The 19,128-nt window shown below is 67.9% G+C and carries 23 protein-coding genes and 1 tRNA gene; 12 read left to right on the top strand and 12 right to left on the bottom strand.

What is annotated here, in order from left to right; genetic code table 11:
- Positions 1–19: 19 nt before the first annotated feature.
- The 9 genes from ACT53O_RS07380 to ACT53O_RS07420 form a co-directional block, all read right to left on the bottom strand.
- On the bottom strand, positions 20–1,036 hold the full coding sequence (locus ACT53O_RS07380; protein WP_476151669.1) for a hypothetical protein: 1,017 nt from the start codon (positions 1,034–1,036) through the stop codon (positions 20–22).
- Complete coding sequence (locus ACT53O_RS07385; RefSeq protein ID WP_476151670.1) at positions 1,033–1,383, bottom strand: hypothetical protein; 351 nt, start codon at positions 1,381–1,383, stop codon at positions 1,033–1,035. The genes ACT53O_RS07380 and ACT53O_RS07385 overlap by 4 nt, the downstream gene beginning before the upstream one ends.
- A complete protein-coding gene (locus ACT53O_RS07390; protein WP_476151671.1) occupies positions 1,380–1,574 on the bottom strand; it encodes an excisionase family DNA-binding protein in 195 nt (64 codons plus the stop codon). The genes ACT53O_RS07385 and ACT53O_RS07390 overlap by 4 nt, the downstream gene beginning before the upstream one ends.
- Before the next feature lie 643 nt (positions 1,575–2,217).
- Positions 2,218–2,289: transfer RNA gene (locus tag ACT53O_RS07395), tRNA-Arg, on the bottom strand.
- 90 nt (positions 2,290–2,379) lie between these two features.
- Positions 2,380–2,931: a hypothetical protein gene (locus ACT53O_RS07400; protein ID WP_476151672.1), complete on the bottom strand. Its 552-nt coding sequence runs from the start codon at positions 2,929–2,931 to the stop codon at positions 2,380–2,382.
- Positions 2,928–3,233: a hypothetical protein gene (locus ACT53O_RS07405; RefSeq protein WP_476151673.1), complete on the bottom strand. Its 306-nt coding sequence runs from the start codon at positions 3,231–3,233 to the stop codon at positions 2,928–2,930. Before ACT53O_RS07405 ends, ACT53O_RS07400 begins: the two co-directional genes overlap by 4 nt.
- Positions 3,230–3,571, bottom strand: a complete 342-nt coding sequence (locus tag ACT53O_RS07410) for a hypothetical protein (RefSeq protein WP_476151674.1) — start codon at positions 3,569–3,571, stop codon at positions 3,230–3,232. The genes ACT53O_RS07405 and ACT53O_RS07410 overlap by 4 nt, the downstream gene beginning before the upstream one ends.
- On the bottom strand, positions 3,571–3,912 hold the full coding sequence (locus ACT53O_RS07415) for a hypothetical protein (RefSeq protein ID WP_476151675.1): 342 nt from the start codon (positions 3,910–3,912) through the stop codon (positions 3,571–3,573). Before ACT53O_RS07415 ends, ACT53O_RS07410 begins: the two co-directional genes overlap by 1 nt.
- 87 nt (positions 3,913–3,999) lie before the next feature.
- Complete coding sequence (locus ACT53O_RS07420; protein ID WP_347417042.1) at positions 4,000–5,160, bottom strand: tyrosine-type recombinase/integrase; 1,161 nt, start codon at positions 5,158–5,160, stop codon at positions 4,000–4,002.
- A gap of 583 nt (positions 5,161–5,743) precedes the next feature.
- Here ACT53O_RS07420 and ACT53O_RS07425 point away from each other — a divergent pair.
- Complete coding sequence (locus ACT53O_RS07425) at positions 5,744–6,529, top strand: COG4705 family protein (protein ID WP_208657000.1); 786 nt, start codon at positions 5,744–5,746, stop codon at positions 6,527–6,529.
- Positions 6,530–6,545: 16 nt separating this feature from the next.
- Complete coding sequence (locus ACT53O_RS07430; protein ID WP_135949210.1) at positions 6,546–7,055, top strand: glycine cleavage system transcriptional repressor; 510 nt, start codon at positions 6,546–6,548, stop codon at positions 7,053–7,055.
- A gap of 28 nt (positions 7,056–7,083) precedes the next feature.
- On the opposite strand, the gene ACT53O_RS07435 is transcribed toward ACT53O_RS07430, so the two are convergent.
- Complete coding sequence (locus tag ACT53O_RS07435) at positions 7,084–8,244, bottom strand: ArsB/NhaD family transporter (RefSeq protein WP_135949352.1); 1,161 nt, start codon at positions 8,242–8,244, stop codon at positions 7,084–7,086.
- A gap of 182 nt (positions 8,245–8,426) precedes the next feature.
- Between ACT53O_RS07435 and thrS the strand changes: the two genes are divergently transcribed.
- The 3 genes from thrS to ACT53O_RS07450 are packed head-to-tail and all read left to right on the top strand — an operon-like array spanning position 8,427 to position 11,460.
- Positions 8,427–10,445: a threonine--tRNA ligase gene (thrS, locus tag ACT53O_RS07440; RefSeq protein ID WP_135949211.1), complete on the top strand. Its 2,019-nt coding sequence runs from the start codon at positions 8,427–8,429 to the stop codon at positions 10,443–10,445.
- Positions 10,442–11,002: an HIT family protein gene (locus ACT53O_RS07445; RefSeq protein ID WP_112931528.1), complete on the top strand. Its 561-nt coding sequence runs from the start codon at positions 10,442–10,444 to the stop codon at positions 11,000–11,002. Before thrS ends, ACT53O_RS07445 begins: the two co-directional genes overlap by 4 nt.
- On the top strand, positions 10,999–11,460 hold the full coding sequence (locus ACT53O_RS07450) for an SMI1/KNR4 family protein (RefSeq protein WP_112931530.1): 462 nt from the start codon (positions 10,999–11,001) through the stop codon (positions 11,458–11,460). The genes ACT53O_RS07445 and ACT53O_RS07450 overlap by 4 nt, the downstream gene beginning before the upstream one ends.
- A 119-nt stretch (positions 11,461–11,579) precedes the next feature.
- Here ACT53O_RS07450 and pdxY read toward each other — a convergent pair whose 3' ends face one another.
- Together pdxY and ACT53O_RS07460 are read right to left on the bottom strand one after the other, a co-directional pair.
- Positions 11,580–12,431 (bottom strand): pyridoxal kinase PdxY, encoded by an 852-nt coding sequence (gene pdxY / locus ACT53O_RS07455; protein WP_112931531.1) that lies wholly within the window; start codon positions 12,429–12,431, stop codon positions 11,580–11,582.
- Positions 12,432–12,438: 7 nt separating this feature from the next.
- Positions 12,439–13,797, bottom strand: coding sequence for an aminotransferase class I/II-fold pyridoxal phosphate-dependent enzyme (locus ACT53O_RS07460; protein WP_112932876.1), 1,359 nt, complete (start codon positions 13,795–13,797; stop codon positions 12,439–12,441).
- Positions 13,798–13,868: 71 nt separating this feature from the next.
- On the opposite strand from ACT53O_RS07460, the gene pdxS reads away from it, so the two are divergent.
- From pdxS to ruvB, 7 genes are all read left to right on the top strand, one after another.
- Positions 13,869–14,792, top strand: coding sequence for a pyridoxal 5'-phosphate synthase lyase subunit PdxS (pdxS, locus tag ACT53O_RS07465; RefSeq protein WP_204359881.1), 924 nt, complete (start codon positions 13,869–13,871; stop codon positions 14,790–14,792).
- Positions 14,786–15,388 (top strand): pyridoxal 5'-phosphate synthase glutaminase subunit PdxT, encoded by a 603-nt coding sequence (gene pdxT / locus ACT53O_RS07470; protein WP_112931533.1) that lies wholly within the window; start codon positions 14,786–14,788, stop codon positions 15,386–15,388. The genes pdxS and pdxT overlap by 7 nt, the downstream gene beginning before the upstream one ends.
- 41 nt (positions 15,389–15,429) lie before the next feature.
- Positions 15,430–15,963, top strand: coding sequence for a DUF1697 domain-containing protein (locus tag ACT53O_RS07475; protein WP_294982091.1), 534 nt, complete (start codon positions 15,430–15,432; stop codon positions 15,961–15,963).
- Between the two features lie 34 nt (positions 15,964–15,997).
- Positions 15,998–16,756: a YebC/PmpR family DNA-binding transcriptional regulator gene (locus ACT53O_RS07480; RefSeq protein ID WP_036315793.1), complete on the top strand. Its 759-nt coding sequence runs from the start codon at positions 15,998–16,000 to the stop codon at positions 16,754–16,756.
- Between the two features lie 49 nt (positions 16,757–16,805).
- Positions 16,806–17,375 carry a crossover junction endodeoxyribonuclease RuvC gene (gene ruvC / locus ACT53O_RS07485; RefSeq protein ID WP_295820093.1) on the top strand — a complete coding sequence of 190 codons (570 nt, stop codon included), beginning with the start codon at positions 16,806–16,808 and terminating at the stop codon, positions 17,373–17,375.
- A 64-nt stretch (positions 17,376–17,439) separates the two neighbouring features.
- On the top strand, positions 17,440–18,063 hold the full coding sequence (ruvA, locus tag ACT53O_RS07490; RefSeq protein WP_295820096.1) for a Holliday junction branch migration protein RuvA: 624 nt from the start codon (positions 17,440–17,442) through the stop codon (positions 18,061–18,063).
- The gene (gene ruvB, locus ACT53O_RS07495) at positions 18,056–19,087 is read left to right on the top strand and encodes a Holliday junction branch migration DNA helicase RuvB (protein ID WP_039415983.1); all 1,032 of its coding nucleotides are present in this window, start codon (positions 18,056–18,058) and stop codon (positions 19,085–19,087) included. Before ruvA ends, ruvB begins: the two co-directional genes overlap by 8 nt.
- Positions 19,088–19,128 lie beyond the last annotated feature (41 nt).

A 19,128-nucleotide genomic window follows, 5' to 3' on the forward strand; every position in this document is an offset into this window, starting at 1 on the left:
TGTGGACGGTCTGGGCGCATCATGCGGGCACCGCCTCTTCGGTCATGCTCCCGGGATGCGCTCCGTGCTCCCCCTCTAGGGGAGGGGAGCACGGGAGCACACCGCTATCCCCATTGCTCCCGGAGCGCTCCCGGAGCTCCCGGAGCGCTCGGAGCGCTCGTGTCCCACCCCACTGCATCCGGTTCTGCACATCCCGCTGGCTCGTCGGCGGCGGAACGAGCGCAGCGAGAAGGTCGACGTCGTCTACGGGTGCTGCCTTCGGCGTAGGCATCAGGAATCGCGCCAGGGGAGCGCCATCACGTTGTTCGAGAACAAAGTCCGCGATCACGGGCTCGCGTTCGCCTTCACAGAGCGAGCGGAGGTACCCGTGCCTGTCCTTCACGATCGAAAGCCGTGCGGCACCACCGTGCCCGGGGCGAAAGGGACGGATGCTCGCTACTCGGATCAGTGCGCCGTCAACGGCTCGCTTCTTCGCCATGGTGCCCGTCGCTCCATAAGTGGCGGAGTCGGCGTTCTTGGCCTCGTGGTCGATCGCAATCACGCCGGCACCGCGACGAGCCAACGCTGTCAAAACGAGCCTGTTCACGGTTGTGTACTCGTCAGCGTTATTGCTGTTCGCGCCGAACATGGGCACCAGCTCACCGATACTGTCGACGACGGCAACGGTTGGGAACCACTGATCGCGGACGACCGCGAGAAGCGAGTCGGAGTCCTCCGGGATCGCGAGGCGAAACCGATTCGGATCGCAGAGAACGTCTGTGGGAACTCCGAAGTCCCGCAGTCGCGTCAGCAGAGGGCCTGCGCCGTTGTGGTCGAGGTCGATCCACAGCACAGATCCCCGGCTGAACAGCTCGTCTGCGGCCATCGCGCCCGCGACGAGCGTCTTACCGGCCTCAGGTGAGCCGAGTAGGACGTTCACCGCTCCGGCGTACATGAGACGTGTCCCGTCGCTCCTGCGGCCTCCGACGCCCGTCTTGGGCGGTTCGAAAGCGCCAGATAGAACCCCAGCAACATCGACATACTCGGCGGCGCTCATCGAGCCCCCTCCGAGGGGTGCTGGCTGTTCATCGAGCGAAGACGGTTATCCATCGCGCGACGAGCAGCGACGACGTCGAACGCTTTCAGCTGCGCCTCGTGACGTGCCCGCTGTTCGGCGGAGTTGTTTGCGACGTAGTACCAGTAGTCCGCTTCACGCTCGGCTCGGTCGACGCGCTCCTGCACCCGGTCGCACCCAGATCGGAACCCGTAGGACCAGACAAGCCACAAGTCCCACGGCAACTCGTGGGGTTGGAGTTCACCGGAAATGAACTGTTCAGCGATAGAATCGAAGTACGCCTCCACAGCGTTCTCGAGCCCCGGCACTGCCGGGGTTTCGACGTTCAAAGCACGCCACTAACGAACTGGAGCGGCTTCGAGTTGCTCAGAAGGGTTGCCGAGTTCACTCGAATCAACCGAGGCCCTAGGCGTCGACCTTCGATTGAACCGTCGGTAATCCGTCGACGGATGGTCCGGGTGGAGACCTGCAGCAGTTCTGCCGCTTGATCTATCGATATCCAGTTGGCACTCTCGACCATAAGAAAACCTCTCAGGCAGGGTCAAAGACCCTCCGCTGAGAGGTTCGAAACGGTGCTGCTGTTGAATCCGACCAGCACCCGTCGGCCCTCATATTCTACAGGCCAATACGTGACAGATCTAGACGCGCCATGCCGCTAGATGACACGGATCTCACCATCGCGTCGAGAGTCTCCGAGCCGAGTACGAAGTGCCTGCCGCACTTGGGACATATCCGCGACCATCTCGCCCTCCAGCGCGGTGGGTTTGATAGTGCAAATAGCTGCCGTATGTCGGACTCTTCGGCGGGCACCCACCCTCCGCGAGTATCTTCGATCAGATACTGGTCAGCAGGCGGAGTCCCACCGTCCGCGTATACCTCAGACCACCAGGTCTGGTCTTCGGGCTCACGTCCGTACTTCTGAAATCGACCGAGCACTCGCCGCGAATGCCGACCTGCGTCGGTGCACACTATCGTCAATGGTTGTGCGCCAGGTGCCGCCGGACTCCAAATACCCATCGTTTCCTCATTCTGCCGGCATGTCTCCCCGACTGGAGAGGGTACCGATTCGCGACACCCTTCTCCTTTGCTCACCCCGGTCGACCTTCCTCTGAGTCCCGGAGGGGCAAGGGTCTCAGCATTTCCTTTGACCCTTCTCGTCTGCGTCCCCCCGGCAGGATTCGAACCTGCGACCAACGGATTAGAAGGCCGTCGCTCTTCCACTGAGCTACGGAGGGGAAGGGGTACGCACAATCTGCGCATCCCGTGACGAGGTGAGTTCTGCAGTAAGGACGTGAAGGGTGTGCAGGGTTCGCACACCCTTCACGTCATGATCCGACCGTCGCGCCTCGGGCGATGCTGAGCAGCCGTTCCAGTTCTTCGTCTTCGTCGCTCCCCGTCACTCGCGCCACTGCCAGGATGTCCGCGAGGCTCCACCGCGTCTGCCTGCATAGGAGGTTACCGACGCGAGCCGCCGGCAACCCGAAGGCTGTCGCCGCCTGCTTGAACGTCCACCCACGCTCGGCGACGAGAGTGCGAACCTCCGCCGTCACCGCGTCATCAACGGAATGCGCACGGTGTCGGCCTTCCTCTGTCAACGTGCGCAGGAACTCGTCGTACGCGTCTGCCATCCGCTTGTAGAGCTCGCTGAGCTCGCGGAGCGAGTTGGTCGACTCTCCGGGCTCCAGCCACACCTCGTACTGGTCAAGAGCCGCTTCCAAGCGTGGCTGGCCTGTGGCGTCGATCTCGAGGCTGAAGTCCTGTTCGAACTCTCCGACGGTGACGACGCCGCGCTTCTCGTGAATGTCGCCGTACTGAGCGACCTCGGGGTTCGTGTGGTCGAGCTCGCACCAGGAGTACTTCGGGCATGGGTTCGTCATCGCGCACCTCCGCTCTTGTTGAGACGCACGAGGTCATGCCTGCCGGCCCGGTAGCAGGCGCGCTCGACGGACTCCTGCTTCAGCCCGTACGCGCGGGCAACCGCGGCGATACCCTGGCCGCTGCGGATCATGAACTCGACTTCCTCGACGATGTCGGCACGCTTCGAGTACGGGCGCGACGGGCCGAGAGATGCGGCGAAGAACTCCGCCAGGCGCCGGCTCTGGAACAGCCGCTCTCGCACCCGCCCCTCCTCCCGAAACTGAACACGCCAGCGGCTTCCACGCTGCGTCACGGCGGTCATGACTGCAGCTCCAAAGCGTCCGCGGCGACAAGGAGGTCGGCTGCATACTCTCGCAGCTCGTTCGGAGTCACCTTGATGCCATCGCCGCCAGCGAAGGAGAGGAACCTTGCCCCTCCATCCATTGGCGTGAGAATCCCGCTGTCACTCGTTGCAGCGATGGCGACCTCGACCGCGCCGTGTCGGTAGGAGTACTCGATGCCCATGGAGCCGTCAAGCTCGAAGTACACCGCCACGTGATTGCACCATGCGGGCGCGTTCGCCATGACTTCGGGCCGATAGGCGAGGTCTGAGTCTGTCCACCCGTCGGGGCGAAGCGTCGGCGTCAGGATGTCAGCCATCAGTTCGCCCCGTTCTCAAGCGCATCCGCTGCGGCAAGCAGCTCCGCCGCCTCCTGACGGATGCTGGTCACCGTCGTCCGATCCTCAGCCGAGTCGTTGAAGTACAGGGTCACGCCGTCCTCCCGTCGGAAGGTGACTTCGCCCGTCGAGATGTTCAGCTCAGCGGAGCACCCGAGACCCACGGACGTACCGAAGCGCCCGTAGTACGCGATGACGATGCCAGAGTCGTCCAGATCGCAACGGATCTCGTCCGCCCAGGCAGGCTTCGCCGCGGCGATCTCCGGATGCAGGGCGATGAGCTCGTCATCGCAAGGCGCAGGTGAGATAGTGGTCATGGTCATTTCGGCTCCAATGTTGTGTGACCTTGCCCCTGTTCCGAGTTGCCGCTCGGGCGGGGGCACTTTCATGACGGCGGGCGCCGCCACGCTCTACGCGAGTTCAGACATCCGCCTCGCCAGTTCTTCGTCCCGCCCGGCGGTGTGCTGGTAACGCATCGCCGCCGCGACCGTGGAGTGTCCCAGACGCGTCTGCAACTCCTTGAGCGTCGCACCAGCTACCGCTGCCCTCGTCGCCCCGTAGTGGCGTAGCCCGTGGAGGGGAAGGTCCGGCCGCTTCGCAGCCCTCCGCGCCGCATCCCAATGCCGATAGAACGTCGAGTACGCGAGATGCGTGCGACCGTCCGCCGCGGGGAACAAGAGTGAATCCGGGAACCTCGTGACGTGATCCTTCAGGTGACCGATGACAACGCCGTTCACGTGCGGCGGCAGAACGATCGACCTGACACCCGCCTCAGACTTCGTCGGGCCGACAACGAAACCCTGACCCGTCACATGGGTGACGCCTCTCGAGACGTTGACGACGATCGTCGTCCCATCACCGTCACCGACGACTTCGATGTCCTTTCGTCGAAGCTCCGTCAGCTCCCCGAACCTCACGCCCGTCCACGCCGCCAGCATGATCGCCGCCTTGAGGTTCTCGGGCATCGCATCGGCCATCTTCTGCAAGTCAGCAGCGACCGGGGGAGTCGTCTTCTTTCCGGTCGACGCCGACGCCGCCCCCCGAATCTGACACGGGTTCGATTTGATCCGCCCATCCGCCACGGCCGTCGCGAGGATCGACTTCAACAGCTCATAGGCACGGGCGGCCTGAGTCTTCGTCCCAGCCGAGATGAGTGCCGAATACCAACTGCGAACATCCTCCGAGGCAATCGCAGACAGACGAGCGCCCGCAAACTGGCCGAGGGGTCCTCTCACGAGCCGGCGGTACTCCGTCGCGGTACGTGGGCGCAGGTGCTCGCCGAAGCGGTTCGTGCGCGTGCTGATCCACGTCTCCGCATAGTCGGCGAACGTCTCAGTGCGCCCCAGGCGAGCCTGCTCAATTGCCCGGGTCTCCTGGGAGGACCATGATTCGGCGAGGATGTTTGCCTGTTGCGTCGCCAGCCATCCGCGCGCGTCCGTCATGGTGTCGAACGTGTGAGGCGCGAAGTGACGGACTCCGTCCGGCCCGACGTAAGACGCCTGGTACCGACCCGAGTCACGGCGGCGAATCGCGCCGAAGGACTCGCGCCGCTTCCGCTTCTTGGCAGCCACCGGCTCTCCTTGGGCAATATCGGGCAATATCTCGTGGACTTTCGTGTCCACTTCTGTCTGCCAGTGACGTTAACACTGGGTCCCGACATTCCGCAAGAAATCAAGGGTTTTCGGCGCGATCACGGGCCAATCGCCCAGTTGCGTGGATACAGTTTCGATCCCAGTATCGCGCACAAGAACAACCCCGGTCAGCCGGGGTTTTTTTGTGCCCGAATGCGGGCCGTGCAACATGCGGGTTCGACGCTGGAAACGCAGAGAGGCGGGACGCGGCACTGCGACCCGCCTCTCCATAGCTCGCATCAGCTATCGAAAGTGGAACTCGATGACCCCCAGGCCATCACGATCACGATAGGGCCTCGCGCTGCCAGGAGGCAACGAAAAAGGCGGGACGTTTGCATCTGACGTCCCGCCTTGCGCAGGTCGTCTCGGGAGACGGCTCTGCGATGTGATGGTCCCCAGACCGTTCACCCTCTCACCGTAGCCACGTGCCATCGCCCAGCGACGCAGGTCGCTCGGCGTGCCGTACCCCTTCTCGGCGCGCTTTCTTGGCGCCGTCTTGGAGCGATGCCGACATCATCGGAGAGTGCCTGACCTGCGCGACCTGCCCGATCAGCTTCCCCCGCCGGCTGCACAGTCGCGCGTACCCGAGCCGACCCTGATCTTCTGGGTCACGAAGGCCACGTCGACCGCTCTGGGTGAAGCCGTCTCCGACTACTCCATTCGCATCATGGCTCCCGAGCTCGCGGTTCTTCTCGGCTTCGCCTTCTTCGTCGGCGCCGTCGGCTTCCAGCTCACGCGCCGGCGATACGGCCCAACCGCGTACTGGATGGCCGTCGCCGCCGTCGGTGTGTTCGGCACGATGGCCGCGGATGTGATGCATGTCGCCCTGGGCGTGCCGTACATCCTCACCGCGGCGATCGGCGCGGCCGGCCTGGCGGTCGTCTTCGCGGCGTGGCGCCGCACGGAGGGGACCGTGTCCGTGCACGCGATCACAACGACACGCCGTGAGCTCTTCTACTGGGCCGCCGTCGTCGGAACCTTTGCGCTCGGCACCGCCGTCGGAGACCTGACGGCGGTGGGCCTCGGCATCGGGTACGTCGGCTCCATCGCCCTGTTCACGCTGGCGATCGCAGCGATCGCCGCGGGTTTCCGGTGGGCCCACTGGCCCGCGGTGCCGGCGTTCTGGGCCGCGTACGTCCTCACACGACCGTGTGGGGCCTCCGTCGCCGACGCCCTCGCGAAGCCGGCCGCCGACGGCGGCGCGGGCATCGGATCCGGCTGGGTGGCGCTTGCTCTGGCCCTTCTGATGGTCGTTCTCGTGGCGATGATGGGGCGGCGTGCGGCGACCCTCGCACCCGCCGCAGCCTGAGCGTTAGGCTCGCCGCATGGCCCACCTCGTGCTCACCGTCGTCGGCGACGATCGTGCCGGACTCGTCAGCGCTCTCGCCCGCACCATCGCCGATCACGGCGGCAACTGGGAGCAGAGCGAACTCGCCGAGCTGGCCGGCGCGTTCGCGGGCATCGTGCTCGTCGCGGTGCCCGACGACCAGCAGCGAGCCCTCGCTGCCGCTCTCGGCAGTCTCGACGGACTGTTGCGCGTGACGACGCACGACGCGCCGGCCGCGGCATCCGCCGACGCGCCTCACACCGTCTCGTTCACCGTCCTGGGCAACGACCGCCCGGGCATCGTCCGCGACGTCACCGCCGCCATCGCCGCGCACGCGCTCAGCATCGACACGTTCCGCAGCCGCACCCTCGACGCACCCATGTCCGGGGGCACACTGTTCGAGGCGACCGTCACCGTCAGCCTGCCGGCCGCAGCGGATGCCGAGACACTCACCTCGGCACTCGAAGCCCTCGCGGGGGAGATCCAGGTCGATCTCACCGTCGCCTGAGCCGAGAGGGCATCTCCGTGAGCGGTCGTCAGTGCAACGCGAGCGGGATGACGGCGAGCGCGACCGTGAGGGGGGCGACGACGAGACCCAGGAGAATGTAGCGCTTCCAGGGCACATCAACCCCGACAGCGTGCAGACGCTCGTGCCACAGAAGTGTGGCCAGCGAGGCCCACGGGGTGATCAAAGGTCCCGCGTTGACGCCGATGAGCAGAGCGGCGAGGCGCACCGGGGAGCCGGCCGCCGACTCCAGGGCGAGATAGGCCGGCAGGTTGTTGACGACATTCGCTCCCAGCATGCCGACGCCCGCGACTTGCCAGAGGGAAAGGAGATCTTCACCCGAGCCGGTCGCCGCGGCCAGGAGCAGTCCCGAGCCGAGGGCCTCCGCCGCACCGACGGCGAGGAACAGCCCCGAGGCGAAAACAACCAGCTGCCACGGCACGAGCTCCCAGCGCAGGGCGGTCGGCGAGCGCCACGCGAAGACGATCGTGAGCACGACGGCGGCGCCCAATGCCGGCATCCACGGTGCAATGCCGATGACCAGCAGCGGCATCATGACGACGAGGACGACGGCCGAGATCCGCAGGAGCACGGGGTCGGACACCCGGGGCGGACGGGCGGGTGTGAAACGACCCCGCAGATCGCGCCGGTTCGTAAGCCACAGCAGGATCACCGTGACAACGGTTGCGATGATCGCCGACGGTCCCAGCAGACCGAGGAAGCCGAGCGCGTCGAGGTCGCCGAGACGATGGGCGGCGAGCAGGTTGGTGAGGTTGGACACCGGCAGGAACAGCGACGCGGTGTTGGCCAGCCACACCGTCGCGAACGCGAAGGGCATCGGCGACAGGCCGTTGGCGCGCGCGACGGCGACGACCACCGGTGTCAGCAGGACGGCGGTGGTGTCCAGCGACAGGAAGGCGGTCACGACGGCGGCGAACGCGACCACCATGAGCCACAGCACGATCACCCGGCCGCGCGAGAGGCGCGCCAGGCGCGCTGCGGCGGCGTCGAACACACCGGCGCGCGCCGCGAGCTCCGCGACGATCGTCACGGCGACGACGAACAGAAGGATCGGCCACACGCGGTCGCCGATCTCCAGCGCCGCGTCCACCGGCAGAACTCCGAACACGACGGCTGCGCCGCCCAGGAGCAGCAGCACCGCTCCGATCACGGCAAGCATCACGGCATCCATCATGGACCCTCATCGACCAGTCCCGGGCGGCGATAGACTGCACACATGGAACTGAGCCGGATCACCGCCTTCGCGACCGGCGCGCGCACGCCCGGCGTACGAACGATCTGGGCCTGAGCGGGCGGGGCGCACGGCGCCCGAAGCTGAGCATCCCATCCGATCCCTCTCCTGGAGACCCTCCCTTGACCGATGTCTCACCCGCGGCGGACGTGACCTATCCCGCCGACGGCTTCGCCCTGTTCCCCGACCGTTCCGTCGTCGCTCTGCGCGTCAACGGCGACCTGAAGGACCTCTCCACCGTCGTCACGGCCGATGACGCGGTCGAGCCCGTGCTGGTCGACAGCGCCGACGGTCTGTCGATCCTGCGCCACTCGACCGCGCACGTCATGGCCCAGGCCGTGCAGCGCATCAAGCCGCAGTCGAACCTCGGCATCGGCCCGCCGATCACCGACGGCTTCTACTTCGACTTCGGCAACGTCGACCCGTTCACGCCCGAAGACCTGAAGGCCATCAAGAAGGAGATGGAGCGCATCGTCCGCGAGAACCAGCGCTTCGTCCGCCGCGTCGTCGACGAGACCGAGGCACGCGAGCTCATGGCCGGCGAGCCGTTCAAGCTCGAGCTCATCTCGCTCGCCGGTGGTCCGGGCTCGGGGGCCAACGCCGCCGAGGGCGCCTCCGCAGAGATCGGCGCCGGCGAGCTCACGGTCTACGAGAACGTGAACCGCGAGGGCGAGGTGGTCTGGCGCGACCTCTGCCGCGGGCCCCACGTTCCCGGCACCCGCTACGTCGCGAACGGATGGGACCTCACCCGAGTGGCCGGCGCGTACTGGCGCGGCAGCGAGAAGAACCCGCAGCTGCAGCGCATCTACGGCACCGCGTGGCCCACCAAGGACGAGCTGCGCGCCTACCAGCAGCGCCTCGAGGAGGCCGCCAAGCGCGACCACCGCAAGCTGGGCAAGGAACTCGATCTCTTCTCGTTCCCCGACGAGATCGGCCCCGGCCTCAGCGTGTTCCACCCCAAGGGCGGCATCATCCGCTACGAGATCGAGCGCTACATGCGCGAGCGCCTGCTCGCCAGCGGCTACGAGGTCGTGAACACCCCGCACATCACCAAGGGCGACCTGTTCATGACCAGCGGTCACCTGCAGTGGTACGCCGACGGCATGTACCCGCCCATGGTGCTCGACGAGGTCGTGGATGCCGACGGTCACGTCAGCCGCGAGGGCCAGGAGTACTACCTGAAGCCCATGAACTGCCCGTTCCACAACCTCATCTTCCGTTCGCGCGGACGCTCCTACCGTGAGCTGCCGCTGCGCCTGAGCGAGTTCGGATCCGTCTACCGCTACGAGAAGAGCGGCACCCTCTCCGGCCTCACGCGCGTGCGCGGGATGACCCAGGACGACACCCACATCTACGTCACGGCCGACCAGGTCAAGGGCGAGCTCACCCACAGCCTCGACTTCGTGCTGCAGACGCTGCGCGACTACGGCCTCAACGACTTCTACCTCGAGCTCTCGACGAAGGAAGACGGCAACCCGAAGTTCATCGGGGCCGACGAGCTCTGGACCGAGGCGACCGAGACGCTGCGCGAGGTGGCCGAGGCCTCCGGTCTCGAACTCGTGCCCGACCCGGGCGGCGCGGCCTTCTACGGACCGAAGATCTCGGTGCAGGCGCGCGACGCGATCGGGCGCACCTGGCAGATGTCGACCATCCAGCTCGACTTCAACCAGCCCGAGCGCTTCGAGCTCGAGTACACCGGCCCCGACGGCGAGAAGCACCGCCCGGTGATGATCCACCGCGCACTGTTCGGCTCGGTCGAGCGGTTCTTCGCGATCCTGCTGGAGCACTACGCCGGGGCCTTCCCCGTGTGGCTCGCACCCGTGCAGGTCGTCGGCATCCCCGTCGCGGACGACTTCGCGCCCTACCTCGACGAGATCGTCGCGCGGCTGCGCGCCGCCGGCGTGCGGGCCGAGGTGGACCACTCCGACGATCGGATGCCGAAGAAGATCCGCACCCACACCACGCAGAAGGTGCCGCTGCAGCTCATCGCGGGGGAGCAGGACCGCTCCGGTGGCACCGTCTCGTTCCGCTTCCGCGACGGGTCGCAGACCAACGGCATTCCGGTGGATGAGGCGATCGACAAGATCGTCGCCGCGATCTCGGGCAAACTGCTCGTCAACACTGCGGAGGACCTGGCGTGAGCGCGGGGGACGCCGACGGTGATGCCCGCCTCGAGGAGGCGAGCGCTTTCGCCGGCGTCCCCGACGGCTTCCAGCGGCTCTGGACGCCGCATCGCATGGCCTACATCAACACCGGTGCCGACGCCCTGCGCGGCTCGGGCTGCCCGTTCTGCGCCGCGCCGCAGAAGTCGGATGCCGACGGCCTCATCGTCCACCGCGGCATCACCTCGTACGTCCTGCTCAACCTGTTCCCGTACAACTCGGGTCACATGCTGGTGTGCCCGTACCGCCACATCGCGACGTACGACCAGGCGACCCCCGAAGAGGTTGCCGAGATCGGTGAGCTGACCCAGGTCGGCATGCGGGTGCTGCGCGCCGTGTCGCGCTGCGACGGCTTCAACATCGGGATGAACCAGGGGGCGGTCGCGGGCGCGGGCGTCGACGAGCACCTGCACCAGCACATCGTTCCGCGGTGGAGCTCGGATGCGAACTTCTTCCCGATCATCGCCCGCACCAAGGCGCTGCCTCAGCTTCTCGGCGAGGTTCGCGAGGCCGTCGCGGCGGCCTGGCCGGCGTGAGAGCGGGCGGTCCCGACGACGGCGCGGAGCCGTTCGCGGTCGACGCCAGCAGATTGAGCGCGCTCCCGGCATCCACTGCCGAGCTGTGCGGCGACATCACCGCCTTCGACGCCCGCCGCGCCGAGGCAGAGACGAGCGAGCGTCAGGACCCGCTGTACTGGGTGGATCTCGAGGTGGCCCGAGGGTGGGTGCTCATCGGCGACAACGGGCAGGGCGATGAGTGGTGGCTCGGGCCGCACGGCGACGTGTGGTTCTTCGATCACACCGACGGCGAGCGTGCCGTGTCGCGCTTCACGCCGATGCACGTCTCGATCACGGAGTGGCTGATGGTGGGGCACGTGCTGCACGCGCTCGAGCAGATCGACGAGCCGGCCGCTCGTGACCACGACCGCATCCGTGCCGCGCTCGACGCGATCTCGCCCGAGCTCAGTGTGCGCTGGCCGTACGAGCTGTTCTGACCGGGCGCGGCGTTTCGACTCGCTGCGCTCGCTCAACGACCGGAGTGGAGACACCCGCCGGTCGTTGAGCGAGGCGCGCAGCGCCGCGTCGAAACGCCGCCGCGTCGAAACGCCGAACCTCAGCGCACCCGCGTGACGGGGAACTGCAGCCGCGGGTGGGCGTAGAACTCCTGCGCCTCGACAAGCTGCAGCTCGCGCTGCCCGGAATCGAACGTCGTCTGCAGCAGGTCGTAGACGCTCGAGACGGTCTTCGCCAGCGCGTCGGCGGCGTCACCGCTCGCACGATAGTGGGCCGTGAACAACGCCGCCGTGACATCGCCCGACCCGTTCGCCTTCATCGGGATGCGGGGCGTCTGCACGATCCACGCACCATCGTCGGTGACGGCCAGCATCTCGATGGTGCCCTCCGGTGCGTCCGGGCGCTCGACCGAGGTGACGAGCACGGTGCGCGGGCCCATCGCACGCGCGGCATCCGCCGACGAGAGCGTGGAGTCGAGATCAGCGGGATCCGTCTCGGTGAGAAAACCCAGTTCGAACTGGTTCGGCGTGATGATGTCGGCCGCGGGGACGACGCGATCGCGCAGCAGGATCGGGATGGCCGGCGCCACGAAGCAACCGCTCTTGGCATTGCCCATCACCGGGTCACAGGCATAGATCGCCGCGGGGTTGGCCGCTTTGACGCGGGCGACGGCATCGAGGATCACATCGGCGATTCCTTCCCCGCCCTGGTAGCCGCTGAGGACGACGTCGATCTCACCGAAGACACCGCGCTCCTCGATACCCGTGATGACGTCGCGCACATCGACGGGCGCGATGAGCGGACCGCGCCACGCGCCGTAGCCGGTGTGGTTGGAGAAGTTGACCGTGTACACGGGCAGCACCTCGACACCGATGCGCTGCAGCGGAAACACCGCGGCGGAGTTGCCGACGTGACCGTACGCGACGGCGGACTGGATGGAGAGGATCTTCATCGGGCGATCATCCTGCTTTCGAGGTCGCGGCCGCCGCGGGGATCGCCGCGGCCAGGTCAGAGGCCAGACGCTCGAGCTCGGCGTCGGACAGGTCGTGGACGGTGACTCGCAGGTGGCGCGCAGCGCGCTCGTTGTCGAGCACGAACTCGTCGCCGGGACGTGCGAGCCAGCCGCGACGCATGAGCTGCTCGGATGCCGCGCGCGCCGGCACCGGCAGCGGAACCCACAGGCTCAGGCCGTCGCCGGCGACCACCGGAACGCCTGCCGCGGTGAACGCCGCGGCGGCCGTCCGGTTGCGCGCAGCGTAGTGCGCGGCCGCCGCAGCCACCGCCGCGACGGCGTCCGGATCGGTGAGCTGTTCGAGCGCGACGCGCTGGAGCAGGTGGCTGACCCACGTCGCCCCGGGGTTGAGGCGCTCCGCCAGCCGCTCGGCCGTGTCGGGATCGGAGGCGACCACGGCGAGACACATGTCGGGCCCCAGGAACTTCGACACCGACCGGATGAGCGCCCAGCGCCGATGCGATGCGGGGATCACGGAGTGAAAGGGCTGCGCCGACAAGAGCGAGAAGTGATCGTCTTCGATGACGAGGACGTACGGATGATCGGCCAGAAGTGCTCGCAGGGCCGCGGCCCGTTCGGCGCTCAGACTCGCCCCTGTGGGATTCTGGGCGCGAGGGGTGAGCAGCACGGCGCGCACTCCGGCATCCAGCGCCGCCTGCAGCCCGGCGACGGTCATGCCCTCATCGTCGACGGGCACGGCGATGGGCCGGTACCCGCCGAGGCGGACCGTGTTCAGGCTCGCGAGGAAGCACGGATCTTCGAGGGCCACGGCGTCGTCGCGCGTGAGCGTCAGCGCGAGCAGGCGCTCGATCGCGTCGGACGCACCTCCGGTGATCGTCAGCCGCAGCGCACGGTCGTCTCCGACGGCGGTGCGCATCCACTCCTCGGCCCAGGCGGCCAGGTCGCGGTCGATGACGGGCTCCCCGTACAGCACCGGGCGACCCGCGATGCGGCTGAGCGCCGGCCGCAGATCGGGGATGAGTGCCGGGTCAGGGTTCCCTGCCGCGAGGTCGCGCAGCACCGTGCCGTGAGCGAAACCCTCCTGGGCCAGGGGAGCGCGTTCGACGACACGCGTACCGGCGCGACCGCGCGCTTCCACGAGCCCGGCCTGCGTCAGCAGCCGGTAGGCGGACACGACGGTGTTGCGATTCACGCCCAGATCGTCGGCCAGGTTTCGCACCGGGGGCAGTGCGGCGCCCGGCGCCAACTCGCCACGCTCGATTCTCTGTCGCACGCTGTCCGCGATATGGGTCGCGGTGGACCCGACGATGCGCGGCGCCGCGGAGGCATCAGGGGCGGCGTTCACGTCCATCAGTCTATGTGACAGAACATGCTACGTTTTGGCCTAGGCCAATGTCCGCACCGCCCTCCGCGGCGATGACCGACATCCACACCCGAAGGAGAACGCCCGTGTCCACTCCCCTCACCGGATCATCGCGCGTCAAGCGCGGCCTCGCCGAGATGCTCAAGGGCGGCGTCATCATGGACGTCGTCACGCCCGACCAGGCGAAGATCGCCGAGGATGCCGGGGCCGTCGCCGTCATGGCCCTCGAGCGCGTGCCCGCCGATATCCGCGCCCAGGGGGGAGTGTCGCGGATGAGCGATCCGGACATGATCGACGGCATCATCGAGGCCGTGTCGATCCCCGTCATGGCGAAGGCCCGCATCGGGCACTTCGTCGAGGCGCAGGTGCTCCAGGAACTCGGCGTCGACTACATCGACGAGTCTGAGGTGCTCTCACCCGCGGACTACGTGAACCACATCGACAAGTGGAACTTCACCGTCCCGTTCGTCTGCGGGGCGACCAACCTCGGCGAGGCGCTGCGGCGCATCACCGAGGGCGCGGCGATGATCCGCTCCAAGGGCGAGGCGGGCACCGGCGATGTGTCGGAGGCCATGAAGCACATCCGCAAGATCCGCGGCGAGATCGCCGCGCTCGGTGCGCTGTCTCGCGACGAGCTGTATGTCGCCGCCAAGGAGCTCCAGGCCCCCTACGAGCTGGTCGCCGAGATCGCCGAGACCGGAACGCTCCCGGTCGTCCTGTTCGTCGCCGGCGGGGTCGCCACACCCGCCGACGCCGCGATGATGATGCAGCTGGGCGCCGACGGCGTGTTCGTCGGCTCCGGCATCTTCAAGAGCGGCGACCCGGCGGCCCGCGCCGCCGCGATCGTGAAGGCGACCACGTTCTTCGACGACCCGAAGGTCATCGCCGACGTCTCGCGCGGCCTCGGCGAGGCCATGGTCGGCATCAACGTCGCCGACCTGCCGGCCCCGCACCGGCTCGCCGAGCGCGGATGGTGACGTCCGGGATGCCGCGCGTCGGGGTCCTCGCCCTCCAGGGAGACGTTCGCGAGCACGTCCGGAGCCTGGAGGCGCTGGGCGCGGAGGCCGTCGCGGTGCGCCGGCCCGCCGAGCTGGCCACCGTCTCCGGCCTGGTCATCCCGGGGGGCGAGTCCAGCGTGATCGACAAGCTGGCGCGCACGTTCGGCCTGCAGCAGCCGATCCGCGCTGCGATCGCCGATGGGATGCCGGTGTACGGCACGTGTGCAGGGCTCATCCTGCTGGCGGACCGCATCGCCGATGGTATCCGTGGACAGGAGAGCGTCGGCGGGCTCGACATCACCGTGCAGCGAAACGCCTTCGGCTCACAGATCGACTCGTTCGAAACGCAGCTCGAGGTCGCCGGATTCGACACCCCCGTGTCGGCGACGTTCATCCGAGCGCCGCGGGTGGTGCAGACCGGACCGGAGGTCGACGTGCTGGCCTCGCTGCCGGACGGCGCGATCGTCGCCGTGCGCCAGGGTGCACTGCTCGGCACCGCCTTTCATCCCGAGATGGCGGGGGAGACGCGGTTCCACCAGCTGTTACTCGACCTCATCGCCGCGCGCGCGAGCTGAGCGGGTGCCGCGATGTCGGTGCGGCGGGCTAGCGTGGCGACATGACCACCTGGGTGGCGCTCCTTCGCGGAGTCAACGTCAACGGCATCACCATCCGCGGCGCCGATCTCGCCGACCTGATGCGCGCGCTCGGCTTCGGCGAGGTGAAGACGATGCTGGCCAGCGGCAACGTGCGCTTCACCGCCGACGTCGACGTGTCGGACCGCGCGAAGCTGAAGAAGCGGATCGAAGACGCCCTGCGCGAACGATTCGACTATGACGCCTGGATCGTTCTCGTCACCCTGGCCGAGCTGGACGCGACCGTCTCGACGTTCCCCTTCGACGCCGACGACGACGCCCGCCAGCCCTACGTCGTCTTCTGCAGCGAGATGGCGGTGCGCGACGCGCTGGCGGACGCCGCAGCCTCCTTCGACCCGCGGGAGGATCCGACGCAACCGGGGTTCGGCGTCGTCTACTGGAGCCCGCCGAAGGGGCGCACCCTCGACACCGCATTCGGAAAGCTGCTCGGACGCGCCGAGTACAAGCCGACGACCACGACACGAAACCTCCGCACGCTCGTCAAGATCCTCCGCTGAGAAGCAGCGGTGTCGCCTGAGTAAACTGGAGATCATGTCCGGACACTCCAAATGGGCCACGACCAAGCACAAGAAGGCGGTCATCGACTCCCGCCGCGCGAAGTCGTGGGCGAAGCTCATCAAGAACATCGAAGTCGCCGCCAAGCTCGGCGGCCCGGACCTGCAGGGAAACCCGACCCTGTTCGACGCGGTCCTCAAGGCCAAGAAGACTTCGGTCCCGAAGGACAACATCGACCGCGCCATCAAGCGCGGTGCCGGTATCGGCGGCGAGTCGGTCGAGTACTCGTCCATCATGTACGAGGGATACGGCCCCAACGGCGTCGCCCTCATGATCGAGTGTCTGACCGACAACAAGAACCGCGCCGCCGCCGAGGTGCGCACCGCCCTCAGCCGCAACGGCGGAACCCTCGCCGACCCGGGATCGGTCGCCTACAACTTCTCCCGCAAGGGCGTCATCGTCGTCTCCGAAGACAACGCGAGCGAGGACGACATCATGCTCGCTGCCCTTGAGGCCGGCGCCGAGGAGATCGAGCCGCACGCGCAGGGCTTCGAAGTCATCACCGAGGCATCCGACCTCGTCGCCGTGCGCTCCGCGCTGACCGAGGCCGGCATCGAGTACGAGTCGGCCGACGTCGAGTTCGTGCCGAACCTCAAGGTCGAGATCGACGCCGAAACGGCCCGCAAGATCTTCCGCCTGATCGACGCGCTCGAAGACAGCGACGACGTGCAGAACGTCTTCAGCAACTTCGACTTGAGCGCCGAGGTGCAGGCCGAACTCGAAGACGACGAGTAAGCCGCGCGTCGAATCGCCGCGTCCGGGCCGCGGCGCTTAGCGTGGGGGAGTGGCATCCGCTCTGCGCGTCCTCGGCATCGACCCGGGCCTGACCCGGTGCGGCGTCGGCGTCGTCGACGTGCGCCCCGACCGGTCGGCGGCACTCGTCCACGTGGGCGTGGTCCGCTCGGGCGCCGAGCTTCCCGTCGCCGAACGTCTCGCCCTCATCGCGCGGGGGCTGCGGGAGGTGCTCGCGACACACCGCCCGGACGTGGTCGCCGTCGAGCGGGTGTTCGCCCAGCAGAACCGCAGCACGGTGATGGGCACCGCGCAGGCCAGCGGCATCGCGCTGCTCCTCGCCGCCGAACACGGCCTGCCCGCCGCCACGCACACCCCCTCCGAGGTCAAGGCGGCGATCACCGGCTACGGCTCCGCCGACAAGCGGCAGGTGCAGACGATGGTCGCGCGCGTGCTGCGCCTGGATGCCCTGCCGCAGCCGGCCGACGCCGCCGATGCCCTCGCCATCGCCCTCTGCCACGGGTGGCGCCGCGACGCCTCCGCGGGCAGCGCCGTCTCGGGCACCCTCACCCCGGCCCAACGGGCGTGGGCGGATGCCGAGAAGAAGGCGGCGCGACACTGACGGCTCCTCGGGCGGCACGCGTGTCGATCGAACAAAAATGCGAACGCATGTCTAGGGTGGTGCCATGATCTCCTCGCTGCGCGGCCGTGTGCTGCATCTGGACGCCGAGTCGGCGATCGTCGAGGTCGGAGGCGTGGGCTTCAGCGTGTCGGTGCCCGCCGCCCTGGCCCGCTCGCTCCACGTCGGCGACGAGACGACGCTGCACACCGCACTCATCGTGCGGGAGGACGCCCTGTCGCTGTTCGGCTTCGCCGACCGCGAAGAACTCACCGTCTTCCATCACTTGCTCAGCGTGTCGGGCGTGGGCCCGAAGTCCGCCCTCGGCGTGCTGTCATCGCTCAGCGTCGATCAGATCGCGCACGCCGTCGCCGACGAGGACGACGCCCCCTTCCGGCGCGTTTCCGGGATCGGCCCCAAGACCGCCAAGCTCATCGTGGTGCAGCTCGCGGGCAAGCTCCACGTGACCGGAGCAGCGAATCGAGCGGCCGCCGGGCCCGCCTCCGGCGACATCGCCGGTCAGGTCGTCGCTGCGCTCACCGCCCTCGGGTGGAACGAGCGCACCAGCGTCGAGGCTGTGACGCTGGTGCTGGATGCCGCGACCGACGCCGATAGCCGGTCGGTGCCGGTGCTGTTGAAGCTCGCCCTCGCCCAGCTGGGGCCCGCCCGTCCGGAGCGCGCCGGTGTCTGAGCCGCACGATCCCGCCCTGGCGCAAGACGAGACCGAGCTCGCTGTCGAGGGCGCGCTGCGACCGGCATCCCTCGCCGAGTTCGTCGGCCAGCAGAAGGTGCGCGGACAGCTCCAGCTGCTGCTCGATGCGGCGCGCATCCAACAGCGTCCGCCGGATCACATCCTGCTGTCCGGGCCGCCCGGGCTCGGAAAGACGACTCTCGCGATGATCGTGGCGCACGAGAGCGAGCGCCCCCTGCGTCTGTCGAGCGGACCGGCCATCCAGCATGCGGGCGATCTCGCCGCGCTGCTGTCGAGCCTGGTGCCCGGTGAGGTGCTCTTCATCGACGAGATCCACCGGATGGCGCGTTCCGCAGAGGAGATGCTGTATCTCGCCATGGAGGATTTCCGCATCGACATCATGGTGGGAAAGGGAGCCGGAGCCACCAGCATCCCGCTCGATCTGGCGCCGTTCACCCTCGTGGGCGCGACCACCAGGTCGGGTCTGCTGCCCAACCCGCTGCGCGATCGCTTCGGATTCACCGCTCACCTGGAGTATTACGAACCCGACGAGCTGGAACAGGTGATCTCGCGCTCGGCAACCGTGCTCGGCGTCGATCTGCCCCGCACGGCCCGCGCCGAGATCGCCCGACGCTCCCGCGGCACACCCCGCATCGCGAACCGCCTCCTGCGGCGGGTGCGCGACTACGTCATCGTGCACGGATCCCGTGCATCGTCGGCGACGGATGCGCACGTCGCGGCTGCGTTGGAGCTCTACGACGTCGACGCGATCGGACTTGATCGCCTCGACCGCGCGGTGCTGGACGCCGTCGTCCGTCGTTTCCGCGGGGGACCGGTCGGTCTCAGCACGCTCGCGGTGACGGTCGGCGAGGAAGCTGAGACGATCGAATCGGTCGTCGAGCCCTATCTCGTGCGCATCGGCTTTCTCGGGCGCACGCCGCGGGGACGGGTGGCCACGCCCGAGGCCTACGCGCACCTGCGCGTGCCCAGGCCGGACGGGGCGCTCAGATTCGATGACCTATAATCACTGAAGGCTTCCTGCCGCCCTCTTCAGCGTCGATCCGG

The organism is Microbacterium sp. DMC48 (assembly GCF_056313825.1).